We start from the raw sequence: 19,079 nt of genomic DNA on the forward strand, positions 1-19,079 counted from the left end.
GATACGACATGACTGAAATAGTAAACGTTATTGGTGCTGGATTAGCAGGAAGTGAGGCAGCGTGGCAAATTGCAAAAAGAGGTATAAAAGTACGTCTTTACGAAATGCGCCCCGTTAAACAAACTCCTGCGCATCATACGGACAAATTTGCTGAATTGGTATGCTCCAATTCGCTTAGAGCTAACAACTTAACTAATGCTGTAGGCGTTATTAAAGAAGAAATGCGTATGTTGGACTCTATTATTATACAATCTGCAGATAACAGTAGTGTACCTGCAGGAGGTGCTCTTGCTGTAGACAGACATGATTTCTCGGGTAGAGTTACAGATGCTATACGTAATCATCCGCTAATCGAAATTGTCAATGAGGAAGTAACAGAAATTCCAGAAGGTATAACGGTTATAGCAACTGGTCCATTAACTTCTCCAGCTCTTGCTGAAAAAGTGAAAGACATGACTGGTCAAGACTATTTGTATTTCTATGATGCAGCTGCTCCTATTGTTGAAAAGGATAGTATAGATATGGATAAAGTATATCTAAAATCGAGATATGATAAAGGTGAAGCTGCATATCTTAATTGTCCAATGACGGAGGACGAATTTAATCGTTTTTATGATGCACTAATAGCTGCGGAAGTTGTGCCTTTAAAGGAGTTTGAAAAAGAAATTTTCTTTGAAGGCTGTATGCCAGTAGAAGTGATGGCAGCACGTGGGAGGAAGACATTATTATTCGGTCCGATGAAGCCTGTAGGTTTAGAAGATCCTAAAACTGGTCAACGTCCTTATGCAGTAGTTCAGCTTCGACAAGATGACGGTGCAGGAACACTTTATAATATTGTTGGTTTCCAAACACACTTGAAATGGGGACCACAAAAAGAAGTACTGAAGTTAATACCTGGTCTTGAAAACGTAGAGATAGTCCGTTATGGAGTTATGCATCGTAATACGTTCATTAATTCGCCATATGTTCTAGAACCAACTTATCAGTTAAAAGCAAATAACCAAATTTTCTTTGCTGGTCAAATGACGGGTGTAGAAGGTTATGTGGAGTCAGCTGGTAGCGGGTTACTGGCCGGGATAAATGCAGCTAAGCTTGCAAAAGGGGAAGAATTAGTCGTATTTCCACCTGAAACAGCGCTTGGAAGTATGGCGAGATATATTACTGAAGCGAACCCGAGAAACTTCCAACCTATGAATATCAACTTTGGTTTATTTCCTGAATTACAGCCGAAAGTTAGAGATAAAAAGCTGAAAGTAGAACAATTGGCAAATCGAGCGTTGACGACAATTCGAAATTTTATGAAAAAGACTGCGTTATAATTGCTAAAAGCCTCTTAAAAGTTGTATACTTTTAGAGGCTTTTACAATGGTTTATACTGGAGTTGATAATCATTATTGGATTTGAAGAACTTCATGCATTTATACAATACATACAATTAGAAAAAAATTATTCCGTTCATACAGTTCAGGAGTATGAAAAAGATATAAAGCAGTTTTTATCTTTTTTAAACAATGAAGGTGTTACGGATCTAAATGAAGTTGAGTATATTCACGCAAGATTGTATGTAACAAGGTTATATGATGAAAAGTTAGCGAGAACCTCTATATCGAGAAAGATATCCTCCATTCGCTCTTATTATAAATTCCTACACAAAGAATATAATGTTCGAGATGATGCGTTTCAATCTTTGTTTCATCCTAAAAGAGAAAAAAAACTTCCTCATTTCTTTTATGAAGAAGAAATGGTGCAATTGTTTGAGGAAAATAAGGGAACAGATTCTCTATCTGTACGAAATATTGCTATTTTAGAACTATTATACGCGACAGGGATACGAGTGAGTGAACTTACATCGATTGAACTGCGTCATATAGATAGTAGCTATGGAGTCGTGCGAGTGATGGGTAAAGGAAGAAAAGAACGATATGTCCCGGTCGGTGATTTTGCTTTAGCAGCGATAGATGATTATTTACAAAATAGTCGACCAAAACTGATGAAGAAAACCTCCCATACCTTTTTATTCGTCAATAGTAGAGGAGAGCATTTAACGACTGATGGCGTAAGATATATTTTGAACCAAATGTTGAAAAAAGCCTCGATGAACTCAACTATTTATCCACATATGCTAAGACATACATTCGCTACACATTTATTAAATAATGGTGCTGATCTTAGGAGCGTGCAAGAGCTATTAGGGCATTCCAGCTTATCTTCCACACAGATATATACACATGTAACAAAAGAGCATTTACGTAAAACTTATATGAATGCGCATCCGCGTGCGTAAATATTGGAGGTAAATTTAAATGGGTAATATTCATGCAACCACGATATTTGCAGTTAGTCACAATGGTAGCCAAGCAATGGCCGGAGATGGTCAAGTGACATTAGGTAACCAAGTAGTGATGAAACACACTGCGAAAAAAGTAAGAAGGCTTTTTAACGGTCAAGTTGTAGCAGGTTTTGCTGGCTCCGTAGCAGATGCTTTTACACTTTTTGAAATGTTTGAAGGCAAGCTATTAGAATATAACGGCAATTTACAAAGAGCAGCAGTCGAACTTGCTAAACAATGGCGAGGAGATAAAATGCTTCGTCAACTAGAGGCAATGCTTCTAGTGATGGATAAAAATAGTTTGTTACTTGTCTCGGGAACTGGAGAGGTAATCGAACCAGATGATGGTATTTTAGCTATCGGTTCTGGTGGGAACTATGCATTAGCTGCTGGGAGAGCATTAAAGCAGTTTGCAGGGGAGAATATGACGGCAGAAGAAATTGCTAAAGCGGCTCTAACTACTGCTGCAGATATATGTGTTTTTACAAACCATCAAATTATTGTGGAGGTATTAGGTGAATGAAAGAAGCTAACTTAACCCCAAAACAAATTACAGAGCATTTAAATAAATACATTGTTGGACAGGAAGCTGCTAAAAAAGCAGTAGCCGTTGCACTACGAAATCGTTATCGTCGACAATTATTAGACGATGAGATGAAAAATGAAGTGATTCCGAAGAATATTCTAATGATTGGACCTACCGGAGTCGGTAAAACAGAAATCGCTAGAAGAATTGCTAAGTTAACGAAGGCTCCATTTATCAAAGTAGAAGCAACCAAATTTACTGAAGTAGGCTACGTCGGTAGAGATGTGGAATCAATGGTAAGAGATTTAGTGGAAGCAGCTATTCGAATTGTTCGAGAAGAAAAGATGGAAGAAGTGAAAGACCAAGCAATTCGATTGGCGAACGACGGGATTGTTAAGTTACTTGTACCTTCATTGAAGAAAAAGAACGCAAATTCCAATCCATTTGAAGCGTTGTTTGGAGGGAAGGAAGAAGATACTACAGATGTAGAAGATACAGATGTACGTTTAAAACGTTCGCAAATTGCCGAAGATTTAAGAGATGGCAAATTGGAGGATGAGTTTATTACTGTGGAGGTTGTTGAACAAACTCCGTCTTTATTTGATGCACTACAACCAGGTGGTATGGAGAGTATGGGCATGAATATGCAGGATGCCTTATCAAATCTTATGCCGAAGAAAAAGAAAAAGCGAAAAATGAAAGTAAAAGATGCTCGAAAAGTATTAATGCAAGAAGAAGCGAACAAACTAATAGACAAAGATGAACTTGCTCAAATTGCCATAGAAAAGACAGAACAAACAGGGATCATTTTTATTGATGAAATGGACAAAATAGCAAGTAAAAATAGTGGAGGATCTTCTGCGGATGTTTCGCGTGAAGGTGTTCAACGGGATATTCTACCAATAGTAGAAGGGTCTACGGTTACCACGAAATATGGTGCAGTTAAAACGGACTATATTTTATTTATAGCAGCAGGAGCTTTCCATATGGCTAAGCCGTCTGACTTAATCCCTGAATTACAAGGTCGTTTCCCAATTCGTGTAGAATTAGAAAAATTGACAAAAGACGATTTTGTCCGTATTTTAAAAGAACCGCGCCAATCACTTATTAAGCAGTATGAAGCTCTATTGGAAACCGAAGGAGTAACCATTACGTTTTCAGAAGATGCTATTGAAAGAATTGGTGAAATTGCGTATGAAGTCAATCAGGAGACCGATAATATAGGAGCGAGACGTCTTCACACTATTTTAGAGAAGATATTAGAGGAGCTTTCTTTTGAAGCTTCTGACATTTCTCCTGCACATATACAGATCACTCCTGCATATATTGACGGCAAACTTGACAATATTGTGAAAAACAGAGATTTATCTCAATTTATATTGTAAAATCAAATCGTATTAGTATCTAAAACAATTAAAAACCTTTAGAATATTAAAATAAATAGGAAAATTAAATGGAGGATTCAATTCATGAATTTATTAACAAAAACAAGAAAGATTAACTCAATGTTACAAGCTTCTGCTGGTAAGCCAGTAAACTTTAAGGAAATGGCTGCTACTTTAAGCGAAGTAATTGAAAGTAATGCTTTCATCGTATCTAGAAAAGGAAAATTATTAGGTTTTGAAGTTTATCAACAAATTGAAAACGAACGTATTATTAAAATGATGGAAGAGCGTCAATTCCCTGAGAAATATACGAAAAACCTTTTTCATGTGGATGAAACATCATCAAATTTAGATGTATACAGTGAGCACTCGGTATTTCCTGAAGAAAACCGCGAACTATTTAAAGATGGTCTAACGACAATTGTTCCAATCATCGGTGGTGGAGAGCGTTTAGGTACACTAATCTTAGGTCGTCTGAAACAAGAATTTGAAGATGATGATTTGATCCTTGGTGAATACGGTGCAACAGTAGTTGGAATGGAAATCTTACGTGAAAAATCCGAAGAAATTGAAGAAGAAGCTCGTAGTAAAGCAATTGTACAAATGGCTATCAACTCACTATCTTACAGTGAATTAGAAGCAATTGAACATATATTTGAAGAGTTAGATGGCAGTGAGGGTCTATTAGTAGCATCTAAAATAGCTGATCGTGTTGGAATAACAAGATCAGTTATCGTTAATGCACTTCGTAAACTGGAAAGTGCTGGAGTTATTGAATCAAGATCACTTGGGATGAAAGGAACATATATCAAAGTATTAAATGATAAGTTTCTTGCAGAGTTAGCTCAACTTAAAATGAAATAATTAAATAAGATTAAATCTCTTCCATTTTTGTGGAAGAGATTTTTTTATTGGAATAAATGATGATAAATTTAGCGTTTAATATATCTGAATATTTTAATAATGGCACTTTTGTGACAAAGTGTCGATGTTTATCAAATTAAGAGGAATAAAGTCCTATGAATATCAAAAAAAATAGATAGACACAATGTTACAAAATCATTACAATTAGATTATTGTGATATTAGAGATTTTTTAATAAAAATATGTCGAAAACTTTTAATGATGAGGTGAAAAAATGAGTATATTTGGTGGTTCAATTTCAAGTTTAGAGCAAGGTTTAGATTTCTCTGCTACAAAACAAAAGACAATTGCGCAGAATATAGCAAATATCGACACTCCGAACTACAAAGCGAAAAGTGTAAGTTTTAATGAATATCTATCTAGTGCTAAACAATCCAAGATTTCTGCACACAGAACTCAAGAAAGACATATAGATTTTCAAACTAAAACTAGTGGTGCAGGTGTGTTCGATTATGCCAATTATAGCTATAACCACAATGGCAATGGGGTAGATATGGATAAAGAACAAGCTAATCTGGCAACCAATCAAATCTACTATAATGCATTAATAGACCGAATGAGTGGTAAGTTAAATACGCTTCAAACTGTTGTAAGAGGAGGAAGCTAAAATTATGTCGATATTCCACGGTATGAATACTACAGCATCAGCGTTAACGGCTCAGCGGCTTAGAATGGACGTAATATCCTCCAATATGGCAAATGTTGATACTACTCGAGCTAAACTTGTCAATGGTGAATGGCAAGCTTATAGAAGAAAGTCTGTAACAATGAAGCCAATTGATGGTAATTTTTCAAATTTTTTAAATGTAGCAATGGGTTCGTCGGATAATAGAAGTGTTGGAAATGGAGTAAAAGTTAGTAATGTAAAAGAAGATATGGAAACTCCTTTTAAATTAGTATACGATCCAACACATATTGATGCAGATGAAGATGGATACGTAGAAATGCCAAACGTTGATCCATTAAAAGAAATGGTTGATTTAATATCAGCTACTCGATCTTATGAGGCAAACGTAACAGTTTTTAATGCAAACAAAGCGATGATGTCTAAAGCTTTAGAAATAGGTAAATAGGAAAGAAGGTATAGTTTAAATGGCAATAGAATCCGTTTCATTATTTAATCCTTCACAGATAAATCCAGTTTCGTCAACATCGAAACTTAGTCCTTCAGAAGCACAAGCTGATTTCGGCGACTTTTTAAAAACAGCCATTCAATCTGTAAATGAAAATCAAAAAGCGTCCGATGTAGCTACTGAAAAGCTTATAAACGGTGGCGATATCGAATTGCACGATGTAATGATTGCCTCTCAAAAAGCAAGTATTACATTAAATACTACTTTAGAAATCAGAAACAAAGTTGTAGAGGCATATCAAGAAATCATGCGTATGTCAGTTTAACCTCTCTCGGTTAACGCGATAAATTAGGCAAAAATATTCACCATAACCGGAGGATAATAATGAATGAACGTATAAAGAAAATGACGAGCGACGTAACAATTTTTTGGAAAAGTCGCAATAAATTGCAAAAAGGAACAATGATTGGCAGTTTTTTAGCGGTTATTATTTTAGCTATAGTTATTACACTATTGATGAATAGAACTAACTTCGTTCCGCTATATACAGATGTATCTCCATCTGAAATAGGACGTATTAAAGAAACATTAGATACACAAGGAGTACCAAATGAAATTGCTCCAGGTGGAACGTCCATATTAGTACCAGCAGAGCAAGTGGACTCGTTGTTAGTTCAACTTGCAGCAGAAGGTTACCCAGAATCGGGGATGATTGATTACAGCTTCTTTTCTCAAAATGCTGGATTTGGTATGACAGATAACGAATTTAATGTATTAAAATTGGCTTCCATGCAAACAGAACTTGCAAAATTAATTAAAGGTGTGGAAGGAGTAAAGGATGCACAGGTAATGATTACGTTACCGGAAGAGGGTGTATTTCTTTCTCAAAGCAATGAAACTGCAAGTGCAGCAATAGTTTTGAATACAGAGGCTGGATACAAATTCTCAGATTCACAGATTTTGTCCTTATATAACTTAGTATCCAAGTCAATACCTAACTTAGCTACAGAAGACATTAGCATTAGAAATCAGTATCTAGAGTACTTCGATTTAGAACAAGCAAATGCAAATACAGCTGGTGCGAATGTTACAGATCAAATGTCTGTTAAGAAAACAATTGAACGTGATTTACAGAGACAAGTACAAACAATGTTGGGTACTTTAATGGGACAAGATAAAGTAGTTGTTTCTATTACAACAGATATTGATTTTAAACAGGAAAACAGAGAAGAAAATCTAGTGGAACCTGTGGATGAAGAGAATATGGCTGGAATTGAAATTAGTGCACAACGTATTTCTGAAACCTTTACCGGCGAGAATCCTGTAGCTGGAGGAACTCCGGCGACAGAAGATGCAACTGACAATTTCACGAACTACGTAGAAGGTTCCACATCAAATGGTGATTATGAACGCATAGAAGATACAATAAATAGTGATGTAAATCGAATTAAAAAAGAGATAGTTGAAAGTCCTTATAAAATTCGGGACATTGGCATTCAAGTTATGGTGGAACCACCAAATCCAGAGGATGTAACAACAATGCCCGACGGTGTAGAACAAGATATAGAACAAATTCTCGCAACAATAATCCGCACTTCTATAGATGAAGAGGCTGGAGGAGAGTTGACAGAAGATTTACTACAAGAAAAAATTGTAGTATCTGTACAACCATTTAACGGGAAAGCTACTACAGTAGCAAATACGCAATCAGCTATCCCTTGGTGGGTTTATGTAATAGGTGGAATTCTACTTGTTGCAATAATTCTATTAGTAGTATCTCTACTTCGCTCTAGAAAAACCGATGAGGAAGAAATGATTATTCTAGAAGAGCAACGCGAGGAATTTAATGTCGATGATATTAACACAGAAAAAGAAACAGAATCGACTCTTAGAAGAAAACAATTAGAGAAAATGGCTAAAAATAAGCCAGAAGAATTTGCGAAGTTATTACGTACTTGGATAGCAGAGGATTAACTTTATTCACATAATAAAGTTAAAGCCTCCGGCGAATGTCATAGATTCTGGAACAATACTCCCGGCTTGCCGGATTCAAAATCTTGATGTAAGTACGCCGAGGCGTAATTGATTGGGGGAACGGCTATGAGCAAGAAAGAAAAAGATTTAAGTGGTAAACAAAAAGCCGCGCTCTTATTAATTTCTCTCGGACCTGAAGTGTCTGCTTCTATTTATAAACATTTAAATGAAGAAGAAATTGAGCGTTTAACTCTTGAAATTTCAGGTGTAAAAAAAGTAGAACCTGACATTAAAGAAGATATAATAGAAGAATTTCACACGATAGCATTAGCGCAAGACTATATTTCGCAGGGCGGTATTGGATACGCAAAAACAGTTTTAGAAAAAGCATTAGGTACTGAACATGCTCAGGCAATTATCAATCGACTCACATCTTCTCTACAAGTGAGACCATTCGATTTCGCCAGACGTGCTGAGCCTGCTCAACTGTTTAACTTTATCCAAAATGAACACCCACAAACGATAGCGTTAATCCTTTCCTATTTAGAAGCGCAGCAAGCAGGAATTATTCTTTCCTCTTTACCACAGGAAATGCAAGCAGATATAGCTAAACGAATAGCGACAATGGATTCCACTTCACCTGAAGTTATTAGTGAAATAGAATCTGTACTTGAGCGCAAGTTATCTTCAACTGTGACGCAGGATTATACGGAAACAGGCGGTGTAGATGCTGTCGTAGAAGTATTAAATGGTGTGGATAGAACTACGGAAAAAACAATTTTGGATGCTTTAGAAATACAAGATCCAGAACTTGCAGAAGAGATTAAGAAAAGAATGTTCGTATTCGAAGATATTGTTACATTGGATAATCGTTCGATTCAACGAGTTATTCGTGATTGTGAAAACGAAGACTTATTGCTTTCTATGAAGGTATCTAGTGAAGAGGTTAAGGACGTAATTTTCCGCAATATGTCCGTACGTATGGCTGACACCTTTAAAGAAGAAATGGAAATTATGGGTCCAGTTCGTTTACGTGACGTAGAGGAAGCACAATCTAGAATAGTAACAGTAATTAGAAGACTTGAAGATGCAGGCGAAATAATAATTGCTCGTGGTGGAGGAGATGACATCATTGTCTAAAATTTTCCGGAATGTATATTTGAGTGAAACGAAGGAAAATTGCAAACCCATTCAAATAAGGAATCTATATGTTCAAGAAATGATGAACACAGCCGAGCCGTTAACGATAGATGTTCTTACACAAGAGAGAAGTAAAATGTTGGAACAGGTAAATCATGAAATAGCAGAGAAACGAAGCTTATTAACAAGAGATATTGAAGAGACGAAACAATATATTGAAAATCAGTTGAATGCGTGGGAAGAAGAAAAGATCGCTTATCAGCAACAGGCATATGACGAAGGCTTTATGCAAGGATTAGAAGAAGGTCGTTTAAGAGCTCAAGCAGATATGCAAAATTCGCTAAAACTTGCTAATAATGCAATGGAAATTGCTCATGAGAATGCTGCTAATTATTTACAACAACAAGAACAGGTCATTATAGAACTAGCATTACGGACTGCAGAAAGAATTATTGGTACAAAGCTTGAGGATGATGAAGAACTATTTTTATCTGTTGTAAAAAGAGGGTTAAAAGAAGCGAGAGAAATGAAAGTGATTAAACTATATGTATCTCCCACTTACTTTGAACTTGTTTCTAATAATAGAGAAGAGCTTTCCTCCATTTTTCCTGTAGATGTTCCATTTATGGTTTTTGTTGATGAAGATATGAATGAAACTGATTGTTATATAGAAACAAATCACGGAAGAATTGTAGTAAGTATTGATGAGCAAGTGCAAGAATTACGACGTAAACTTGTGGATATTCTAGACATTATGGAGTGAATGTGATGAAAGCTGTAGATTTAATACAACAAATTTCGAATATACCTACATTTAAAAAATATGGTCGAGTTAGTCGAGTTGTTGGATTAATGATTGAATCACAAGGTCCTGAAAGTTCCGTTGGTGATGTATGTAAAATCCATATAAACTCCGCCAAAACAGGAGCTTCTATTATTCTTGCTGAAGTTGTTGGTTTTAAGGAAGAAATTGTCGTCTTAATGCCCTATACGAATATAAGAGAGATATCTACTGGTTGTTTAGTCGAAGGAACGAATAGTCCATTAGAGATTAAGGTAGGGCCGGAACTTATTGGAAAAGTATTAGATTCAATGGGCAATCCAATTGATGGATCTGTTTTACCAAAGGGTTTAATGACTGTTGGGACAGAAAAAGATTCTCCAAATCCTTTAACTAGACCACCTATTGAAGAGCAAATAGAAGTAGGTGTGAAGGCAATTGACGGAATGCTTACTGTCGGAAAAGGCCAAAGGGTCGGTATCTTTGCTGGCTCGGGGGTAGGGAAAAGTACATTGCTTGGAATGATTGCTAGAAATACTAATGCGGATTTAAACGTCATTGCGCTAATTGGAGAGCGTGGCAGGGAAGTACGAGAGTTTATCGAAAGAGATTTGGGAAAAGAAGGTTTAGAAAAATCGATTGTCGTAGCAGCTACTTCTGATCAACCTGCATTAATGCGCATAAAAGGTGCTTTTACAGCTACAGCTATTGCAGAATACTTCCGAGACAAAGGGTTAAACGTAATGCTTATGATGGACTCCGTAACTCGTGTAGCGATGGCACAACGGGAAGTCGGACTTGCAGTTGGAGAACCTCCAGCTACAAGAGGATATACTCCTTCTGTATTCTCTATCTTGCCTAAGTTGCTTGAACGAACTGGCACAAATGAAAACGGCACAATTACAGCGTTCTATACTGTATTGGTAGACGGTGACGATATGAATGAACCAATAGCTGATACAGTTCGCGGAATATTAGATGGTCATATTGTGTTGGATCGTTCACTTGCTAACAAGGGACAGTATCCTGCTATTAATGTATTAAAAAGCATTAGTCGATTGATGAATCATATTTCAGATGACAAACATGTGAAAGCAGCAGAAAGATTACGAGATTTATATTTTACGTATGATAAATCAGAAGATCTTATTAATATTGGTGCATATAAGCGTGGGACATCTCGTGAGATTGATGAAGCAATACAATATGAACCTTTAATTACTTCTTTTTTAAAACAAGGGTATTTAGACAAAGTATCTTTGGATTCTTCCGTTGATGAATTAGTGAAATTATCAGGTGGTGTATCATAAATGGTTGCTTATCAGTTTAAATTTGCTAAAGTTCTAACAATTCGTGAACAAGAAAAATCAGAAACGGAAATGGCTTTTAAAGAATCCGTGTCGTCTTTCGAGAAAGTTGCTACGGAGTTATATAATTTGTTGAAAAAGAAAGAAAATACAACAGATACTCAAAATAACCTTCTGCTTTCTGGACTTTCAGTAGACAATATCCACCATTATTCAAATTATATGGACGGACTTCAAAAAAGAATTGATGTTGTTCAAAAGGAAGTTGTCCAAGCAAGGTCTAAAATGAATTGGATGGAAGAAAAGTTACTCGAAAAGTCATTAGAGGTAAAAAAGTTTGAAAAGATTAAAGAAAAAGACCTATCACAGTTTCAAGAAGAGCAACAAAGACTAGAAACGATTCAATTAGATGAAATATCTTCTTTAAAGTTTCAAAACAAAGAGATTAGGTGAGTAGAAGCATGGCTGAAACAAAAGGTTTAAGTAAAATTAAAATGTTCTTTTATTGGATTATCATTCCTCTTTTATTTGCTTTACTTCTCTTACTGGTACTTGCTCAAATAGCAAATATAAATGTTTTTGAAAAAGCAAAAGAGATAACTGGCTTTAGTGAGGAACAGGTTTTAACAGTAGACAAAAAAACAGAAGTACTAGAAGAAAGAGTTGTCTCATTACAAGCTGAAATTCAAGAAAAAGAAGCTCGAATTGCCAAAGTTCAAACCGAACTAGATAATTCTGCAACAGAGAAGGAAGCATTATTAATAGAACAAGAAAGATTGCTAGAAGAAATAGCAACATTAACTAGAAATCAGGAAAGTGCTAAACGAGATTATGCTGAAGTTGTTTCTACATTTGAAAAAATGTCAGCAAAAACAGCAGCTCCAGTTATTACAAAGATGAGCGATGCGGAAGCTTTGCGCATCTTAACAAGTCTCAAACCAGATACAGTAGCGAGCATTTATGAAAAAATGACTCCAGAAGATGCTGCTAAATATACAGAGTTAATGACGAAGTAATTATCTCCATTTGAAGGGTGGTGAATATAAACGTGAATGTCGTTATGTCCGTTAATACAAATATAACTGCTGATATACAAACAAACAGTAAAGTACAAATGACTAAGAATAACAGTCAAAAATTCGGTTCCGTATTTGGACAAATTTTATCCAATTCACAAGTACAACCGACTGCTATATCTCCAGTAAACACCGAGGGAGATGTACTACAAGATTTGCTTTCGATTCTTAATGCAACATCTTTAGAGGAACTTGAATCATTAGTCGGCTCAGAAGAATTAACGGTAAATCCTAAGGAATTAAAGGATCTTTTAGATAAACTATTAGGCGCCGAGGGTGATGCTAACACTAATGAAGAAATACAAGAATCGAATGTCTGGGATTTACTTACCGGAATAAATGAACAGGCACCCAAAATAATAGATGCAATTATTTCTTCTCTTAATGGACGAGGGCCGAGTAATCCAACTGAAGCAAAACAGGCTGTAGAGTTACTAAAAACGGTACAGTTAATCGGTAATAAATCAGATTTAACTATTAAAGAGGAATCTACACTATTTGATATTAAGCTGTTGCTTGAAAATGTGAAGGAAACTGTAGGGAAAATGCCTGCCAATGAACCAACATCATTACCACAGCTCTTAAAACAACCAATTATTCATACTCAATTGGTAGTTAAACAGACAACTAACTCTGTTCAACCAGAGATAGTTACTGAAACGAAAGAGATTACCTCAAATATACAAGGTAGTACGACTACAGTAGTTCAAACAAAAGTAGAATCAGTTTCGTTGAACTTACCAACAGAGAAAGCTGGTCAGTCAAAAGAGTTTATAAATGAATTACAAAAAGTAATGAACCGTGTTCAATTTGGGCAAACGGGTGGAGTAAACAGATTAGTCTTAAAGCTATTTCCAGAGCATCTCGGTACAATTCGAATTGAATTGATACAAAAAGATGGTATGTTAACAGCCAGAATATTAGCTTCCACTGCTTTAGGAAAAGAAATGTTGGATTCAAACTCTGGTCAATTGAGACAAGGTTTTGCAGGGCAAAACATTCAGCTAGATAAGCTAGAAATTACACAAGCCTTACAAGATTCAGTGAGACAAGAGAAGAACCAAAACTTCCAACAATCTTTTAAACAACAACAGCAAGAGCAGCCTAACGAAGAAACAAATATCGAAAATCAGGAAAAAACACTTTCTTTCGATGACTTCTTAACAGATATGGAGGTTTAACAGATGGCAGATACGACCCCAATTACAAAAAGTATGTATTTAACAAATAAAGCTACAACAACTAAAACCACAGGTAGTGGAGAATTAGGAAAAGATGCATTTTTAAAAATCCTAATGACACAGCTTCAAAACCAGGATCCAACAAAACCGATGGATGACTCACAATTCATCTCACAGATGGCGCAGTTTTCGTCTTTAGAACAGATGACTAACTTAACAAATGCTTTTAAAGAATTTGCAGCTATACAAGAGCAAAGCCAAATGATTGAGTTTAGTAATTTCGTTGGTAAAGAAGTAAAATGGCATGAACTTACAGATAAATTAGATGCTGCTGGAAAGCCTATTACAAATGAAGGTACTGGATCTATTACAGGTATTAAATTTGTAGAAGGGAACGTAGAATTCACTTTAGCAGATGGTAAAGTCATTAAACCTGGGAATATTTCAGAAGTATTATCTGGTAGTTCCAATTCAGGTAATTTGGTAGAAGCTAGTATGATTATTGGGAAAACAGTTAGTTATACAGACGGAAATGCAACAAGCTCAGGATTAGTAGAATCTGTTTCTAAAAAAGACGGAAAGATTATATATAACTTAAGTGGTAACGTCTCAATAAAAGCCGATCAGTTTATATCTATCCAATAAGAACGGAGAATTGCAATGGACAATATTTCTATAAATCGTGTTCCGCTGCATACAAAAATCCGTCAACCAATCACATCAAATCAGGTGGCTTTACCAAAACAATCTTTCTTACATCATTTACATGAAGCATCTGTCAAAACAGAATTAATAGTAAGTAAACATGCAAACCAACGTTTACAAGAAAGAAATATATATATTTCAGATGCAGATTGGGCAATAGTAAGTGATAAAGTTGCAGAAGCACGCTCTAAAGGTGTGAACGACTCTCTTGTATTGATGGACCAAGCAGCATTAATCGTCAGTGCAAAAAATTTCACTGTCATTACTGCGATGAATCGCACGGAAGCAACAAACCAATTATTCACAAATATTGACGGTACAATCGTACTGAACTAACTAAATAATAGCAGGACCTGTAAAGGATGCTATGTGCAGCCGACTGATAGAAGCTAGCACGCAAATTGAAAGGAGAATAAAATTAATGATTCGCTCAATGTACTCAGGTATTTCAGGTTTAAAAAACTTTCAAACTAAATTGGATGTGATTGGTAACAACATTGCAAACGTTAATACTTATGGATTCAAGAAAGGTCGTACAATCTTTAAAGATTTGATTTCTCAAACTACTTCTGGCGCTTCTGGTGCAACAAATACTCGAGGGGGAGTTAATCCGAAACAAGTTGGTTTAGGATCACAATTATCTGCAATTGATACTATTCATGCAGGTGGTTCAATGCAGTCCACTGGTAACACACTTGACCTAGCTGTTTCTGGGGATGGTTTCTTTCAAGTGGCAGATGGGGTAGGTGTCGATCCAACTACTACAACTGGAGACTTTACAAACCCTTCTTATACTAGGGCAGGAAATTTCTATATGGACAACAATGGTTACCTGGTAGATGGAAATGGGAAGTACATTATTGGTTTCGCAGCAACTGGATGGGATGGAACTTCTGCAACTGTTGATGCTTCTTATCCTGATGCTGATTCGGTAGTATCCGCTGGGGCAGTAGATAATTTAGATTCAGATGCAGACGGAATACCAGATATAGCCTTAACAACTGGAGGTACACCAGATTATTCTCCGATTCGCATTCCAACAAATGCTCAAAGTATGGGTGTTGGCCAAGATGGTACGGTAACTTTTGTAGATGCAGATGGTCAGTTAAAATGGGCTGGACAATTAGTACTTGCTAAATTTCCTAATCCTGGCGGGTTAACAAAGGTTGGACAAAATTACTACCAAAAATCTGCTAACTCAGGCGAGCCATTCAACCAAGTGGCAACTAATGAGGGGATTGGTTCAGTCAACTCTGGATTCCTAGAAATGTCTAACGTAGATTTATCAGAAGAATTCACAGATATGATCGTTGCACAACGTGGATTCCAAGCTAATACTCGTATAATCACAACTTCGGATTCTATTTTAGAAGAGTTAATCAACTTAAAACGTTAATCATCTATTAATCTTAAATCTATTTGAAAGGGAGGGTTGGGCCGTTCCTTAATGTCCTGGCCCTTCATTATGATTAATCTTACTCGTTTAAACGGCAAGGAGTTTTCGTTAAATGCTCTGTACATAGAGACTGTGGAGTCTTTTCCAGATACGACGATTACACTCACAAATGGTCATAAATATGTAGCGTTGGAATCTAGGGAAGAAGTATACTCCAAAATTTCTCAGTTTTACGAAGAAGTACATATATTATCGAACCCCCATATAAGAGGTGAACAAGATGAAGAGTAAAAGTAAACTATTAACCATTATGCTTATTATTTTAGTTTCGATTACGTTAGTTGGAGTAGTCGCTTTGCTAATAGTGATGCAGTTAAACAAGACAGATGAAAAGGATAAGCCAACAATTGATGAGATTATTGAATCATCTGTAGATATACCAGAAATAACTACTAATCTAACATCGAACAAATTTATCCGTATATCATTAAAAGTTCAAGCGGATAGTGTAGATGCTGCAGAAGAATTAACTAAACGGGATTTTCAAGTAAAGAATATAGTCATTACGGAACTATCTGAAATGACTCCTGAAGACTTAGAAGGAAAAGAAGGTAAAACCGTTTTTGAATCTACATTAAAATCAAAAATTGGTGAGCTAATGGATAACGGGAAAATTCAACAAGTTTATATAACTTCTTATATTATTCAATAAAGTGAGCTTTTGGAACGGAGGTGAGTAGATTGGCAGGAGATATATTATCTCAATCAGAAATAGATGCTTTGTTGAGTGCACTTTCAACAGGTGAAATGACTGCAGATGAAATGAAAAGTGAACAAGAGGCTAGGAAAATAAGAACATATGATTTCAAAAGAGCACTTCGCTTTTCAAAAGATCAGATTCGAAGTTTAACGAGAATACATGAAAACTTTGCTCGTCTATTAACTACATTCTTTTCTGCCCAGTTAAGAACATATGTGCAAATTTCGGTAGTGTCAGTCGATCAAATACCTTTTGAAGAGTTTGTTCGTTCAGTGCCACATATGACATTAATTAATGTTTTTGAGGTCCCACCACTTGAAGGGAATATCCTGATGGAGATTAATCCAAATATTGCATATTCTATGTTGGATCTAATGATGGGTGGAAAAGGACAAGCACATACAAAAGTAGACAATTTAACAGAGATTGAAACGAAGATTATGACGAATTTATTTGAGCGTTCATTTGATAATTTGCGAGAAGCATGGATAAACATTGCAGATATCGATCCGATACTTACAGAGCTAGAAGTAAATCCACAATTTTTACAAATGATATCACCGAATGAAACTGTAGTTGTAATATCCTTTAATACTATTATTGGTGAAACAAGCGGAATGATTAATATTTGTATTCCACATGTAGTGTTGGAGCCGATTGTTCCTAACCTTTCTGTACGTTATTGGATGCAAACAAATAAAAAAGAAGTATCACCAGAACAATTAGCAGTTCTGAAAAAACGTGTAAAAGCAGCAGAAATTCCTATTGTCGCAGAAATTGGGACAACAGATATTTCTATGGAAGATTTATTGTATTTACAATTAGGAGACGTCATTCAATTAAATACTAAGATTGATGATTCATTAACTGTTAAAGTTGGCGGTATTCCTAAATTTATAGGTCAACCTGGTAAACTAAAAAAACGAATGGCTGTGCAAGTCATTGAAACTGTGAAAGGAGGAGAGGTTGATGATGAGTGATGATATGCTCTCCCAAGAAGAAATTGAGGCCCTCCTTAGAGGAACGAATATTGATGAGGAAAGTACAAAAGAAAGAGATACAGAAGATATAAATATAGAAGACTATTTGGATTCATTTGCTCAAGATACACTTGGGGAAATCGGTAATATTTCATTTGGTAGTTCAGCTACAGCCCTTTCTTCCCTTTTAGGCCAAAAAGTGGATATCACTACACCTGATATTAAAATGATTAACCGTAGAAAATTAAAAGAAGAATTTCCACATCCATATGTGGCAGTACAAGTACAATATACTGCTGGACTAATCGGTATGAATCTTCTCGTTATAAAACAGTCGGATGCAGCCATTATCGCAGACTTAATGCTTGGTGGAGATGGTTTAGATCCAAACCCTGAACTTAGCGAAATTCAGTTAAGTGCAGTTCAAGAAGCGATGAATCAAATGATGGGTTCAGCAGCAACGTCAATGTCTACTGTTTTCAATAAAAAAGTAGATATCTCACCACCTACCATCGACCTTATGAACCTGGTACAAGGTGAAGGAGTAAATGCCATTCCTGATGATGAATTACTCATAAAAATATCTTTCCGTCTTAAAATTGGAGAGTTAATAGATTCTAATATTATGCAACTATTACCATTAGAATTTGGGCTGAGCTTAGTGAAAACATTAACAGGAGAAGAAGAACCAGAGGTAGCAGTTACTGTTATTGAAGAAAAAGTAAATCAAGCGCCGGTTCAACAGCCACCTACTATGCAAACACAACAAGAACATGAAATGCGACCACAGGCTCCAATGCAGTATAATCAGCAACAATCACGACCACAAGCATCGCGAGTGGAAGTGCAACAAGCACAATTTGCAAGCTTTGAATCTCCGAGCTTATCGAAAAATGAGTCTAGAAATTTAAATTTACTACTTGATATTCCCCTCCAAGTAACAGTAGAGCTAGGTCGTACTAAGAGAACTGTAAAAGAGATTTTGGAACTAACAAGCGGTTCCATCATTGAACTCGATAAACTGGCTGGAGAGCCGGTAGATATTCTTGTTAATAATCGACATGTAGCTAAAGGAGAAGTCGTTGTTATTGATGAGAATTTCGGTGTTCGTATAACAGATATATTAAGTCAAGCAGATCGTATTAACAATTTAAGATAAGCAATGGAGGAGACATATTATGTCGAAAAGAATTTTAGTAGTAGATGACGCAGCATTTATGAGAATGATGATTAAAGATATATTAAGCAAAAATGGATTTGAAGTAGTTGGAGAAGCTGGAGACGGAGTTCAAGCAATCGAAAAGTATAATGAGCTTAAACCGGATTTAGTAACGATGGATATTACTATGCCAGAAATGGATGGAATTGCTGCTTTAAAAGAGATAAAGGCAAAAGATCCAACCGCGACGATTATTATGTGCTCAGCAATGGGCCAACAAGCAATGGTAATTGATGCAATCCAAGCTGGAGCAAAAGATTTCATCGTCAAACCTTTCCAAGCAGATCGTGTAATTGAAGCTATTTCCAAAGCTTTAGGGTAAT

At 36.0% G+C, this 19,079-nt stretch carries 23 protein-coding genes; all 23 read left to right on the plus strand.

Features of this window, described 5'->3' with window-relative positions; translation table 11 throughout:
- Positions 1-8 precede the first annotated feature (8 nt).
- Positions 9-1,319, plus strand: a complete 1,311-nt coding sequence (gene trmFO / locus MKX53_RS05895) for an FADH(2)-oxidizing methylenetetrahydrofolate--tRNA-(uracil(54)-C(5))-methyltransferase TrmFO (protein WP_340909817.1) — start codon at positions 9-11, stop codon at positions 1,317-1,319.
- Positions 1,320-1,384: 65 nt separating this feature from the next.
- Entirely contained in the window at positions 1,385-2,284 is a 900-nt protein-coding gene (gene xerC / locus MKX53_RS05900) for a tyrosine recombinase XerC (protein ID WP_340913251.1), read from the plus strand.
- 19 nt (positions 2,285-2,303) lie between these two features.
- Positions 2,304-2,852, plus strand: a complete 549-nt coding sequence (gene hslV, locus MKX53_RS05905) for an ATP-dependent protease subunit HslV (protein WP_093535170.1) — start codon at positions 2,304-2,306, stop codon at positions 2,850-2,852.
- Positions 2,849-4,240: an HslU--HslV peptidase ATPase subunit gene (gene hslU / locus MKX53_RS05910; protein ID WP_340909820.1), complete on the plus strand. Its 1,392-nt coding sequence runs from the start codon at positions 2,849-2,851 to the stop codon at positions 4,238-4,240. Before hslV ends, hslU begins: the two co-directional genes overlap by 4 nt.
- Before the next feature lie 84 nt (positions 4,241-4,324).
- Complete coding sequence (codY, locus tag MKX53_RS05915) at positions 4,325-5,104, plus strand: GTP-sensing pleiotropic transcriptional regulator CodY (protein ID WP_093535166.1); 780 nt, start codon at positions 4,325-4,327, stop codon at positions 5,102-5,104.
- 274 nt (positions 5,105-5,378) lie between these two features.
- The gene (gene flgB / locus MKX53_RS05920) at positions 5,379-5,771 is read left to right on the plus strand and encodes a flagellar basal body rod protein FlgB (RefSeq protein WP_340909822.1); all 393 of its coding nucleotides are present in this window, start codon (positions 5,379-5,381) and stop codon (positions 5,769-5,771) included.
- 4 nt (positions 5,772-5,775) lie between these two features.
- The gene (flgC, locus tag MKX53_RS05925) at positions 5,776-6,237 is read left to right on the plus strand and encodes a flagellar basal body rod protein FlgC (RefSeq protein WP_340909823.1); all 462 of its coding nucleotides are present in this window, start codon (positions 5,776-5,778) and stop codon (positions 6,235-6,237) included.
- Between the two features lie 19 nt (positions 6,238-6,256).
- Positions 6,257-6,562, plus strand: coding sequence for a flagellar hook-basal body complex protein FliE (gene fliE / locus MKX53_RS05930; RefSeq protein ID WP_340909825.1), 306 nt, complete (start codon positions 6,257-6,259; stop codon positions 6,560-6,562).
- A 59-nt stretch (positions 6,563-6,621) separates the two neighbouring features.
- Positions 6,622-8,211: a flagellar basal-body MS-ring/collar protein FliF gene (fliF, locus tag MKX53_RS05935; RefSeq protein WP_340909827.1), complete on the plus strand. Its 1,590-nt coding sequence runs from the start codon at positions 6,622-6,624 to the stop codon at positions 8,209-8,211.
- 126 nt (positions 8,212-8,337) lie between these two features.
- Positions 8,338-9,351 carry a flagellar motor switch protein FliG gene (gene fliG, locus MKX53_RS05940; protein ID WP_340909829.1) on the plus strand — a complete coding sequence of 338 codons (1,014 nt, stop codon included), beginning with the start codon at positions 8,338-8,340 and terminating at the stop codon, positions 9,349-9,351.
- Positions 9,335-10,114 (plus strand): flagellar assembly protein FliH, encoded by a 780-nt coding sequence (gene fliH / locus MKX53_RS05945; protein WP_340909832.1) that lies wholly within the window; start codon positions 9,335-9,337, stop codon positions 10,112-10,114. Before fliG ends, fliH begins: the two co-directional genes overlap by 17 nt.
- Positions 10,115-10,119: 5 nt before the next feature.
- The gene (gene fliI, locus MKX53_RS05950) at positions 10,120-11,442 is read left to right on the plus strand and encodes a flagellar protein export ATPase FliI (RefSeq protein WP_093535152.1); all 1,323 of its coding nucleotides are present in this window, start codon (positions 10,120-10,122) and stop codon (positions 11,440-11,442) included.
- On the plus strand, positions 11,443-11,892 hold the full coding sequence (fliJ, locus tag MKX53_RS05955; protein WP_340909835.1) for a flagellar export protein FliJ: 450 nt from the start codon (positions 11,443-11,445) through the stop codon (positions 11,890-11,892).
- Between the two features lie 8 nt (positions 11,893-11,900).
- A complete protein-coding gene (locus tag MKX53_RS05960) occupies positions 11,901-12,455 on the plus strand; it encodes a MotE family protein (protein WP_340909836.1) in 555 nt (184 codons plus the stop codon).
- Between the two features lie 32 nt (positions 12,456-12,487).
- A complete protein-coding gene (locus MKX53_RS05965; RefSeq protein ID WP_340909838.1) occupies positions 12,488-13,696 on the plus strand; it encodes a flagellar hook-length control protein FliK in 1,209 nt (402 codons plus the stop codon).
- Between the two features lie 3 nt (positions 13,697-13,699).
- On the plus strand, positions 13,700-14,341 hold the full coding sequence (gene flgD, locus MKX53_RS05970) for a flagellar hook assembly protein FlgD (RefSeq protein ID WP_340909840.1): 642 nt from the start codon (positions 13,700-13,702) through the stop codon (positions 14,339-14,341).
- 15 nt (positions 14,342-14,356) lie between these two features.
- Positions 14,357-14,737 carry a TIGR02530 family flagellar biosynthesis protein gene (locus MKX53_RS05975; RefSeq protein ID WP_340909842.1) on the plus strand — a complete coding sequence of 127 codons (381 nt, stop codon included), beginning with the start codon at positions 14,357-14,359 and terminating at the stop codon, positions 14,735-14,737.
- 85 nt (positions 14,738-14,822) lie between these two features.
- Positions 14,823-15,797, plus strand: coding sequence for a flagellar hook-basal body complex protein (locus tag MKX53_RS05980; protein WP_340909844.1), 975 nt, complete (start codon positions 14,823-14,825; stop codon positions 15,795-15,797).
- 69 nt (positions 15,798-15,866) lie between these two features.
- Positions 15,867-16,088 carry a flagellar FlbD family protein gene (locus MKX53_RS05985; protein ID WP_340913254.1) on the plus strand — a complete coding sequence of 74 codons (222 nt, stop codon included), beginning with the start codon at positions 15,867-15,869 and terminating at the stop codon, positions 16,086-16,088.
- Entirely contained in the window at positions 16,078-16,509 is a 432-nt protein-coding gene (gene fliL / locus MKX53_RS05990; protein WP_340909846.1) for a flagellar basal body-associated protein FliL, read from the plus strand. Before MKX53_RS05985 ends, fliL begins: the two co-directional genes overlap by 11 nt.
- A 29-nt stretch (positions 16,510-16,538) precedes the next feature.
- On the plus strand, positions 16,539-17,537 hold the full coding sequence (gene fliM, locus MKX53_RS05995; RefSeq protein WP_340909848.1) for a flagellar motor switch protein FliM: 999 nt from the start codon (positions 16,539-16,541) through the stop codon (positions 17,535-17,537).
- Positions 17,530-18,696 (plus strand): flagellar motor switch phosphatase FliY, encoded by a 1,167-nt coding sequence (fliY, locus tag MKX53_RS06000; protein ID WP_340913256.1) that lies wholly within the window; start codon positions 17,530-17,532, stop codon positions 18,694-18,696. The genes fliM and fliY overlap by 8 nt, the downstream gene beginning before the upstream one ends.
- Before the next feature lie 19 nt (positions 18,697-18,715).
- A complete protein-coding gene (locus MKX53_RS06005; protein WP_093535132.1) occupies positions 18,716-19,078 on the plus strand; it encodes a response regulator in 363 nt (120 codons plus the stop codon).
- The last annotated feature ends 1 nt before the right edge of the window (position 19,079 follow it).

This window comes from Psychrobacillus sp. FSL K6-4615, from assembly GCF_038008225.1.
GTDB classification, from domain to species: Bacteria; Bacillota; Bacilli; order Bacillales_A; family Planococcaceae; genus Psychrobacillus; species Psychrobacillus psychrotolerans.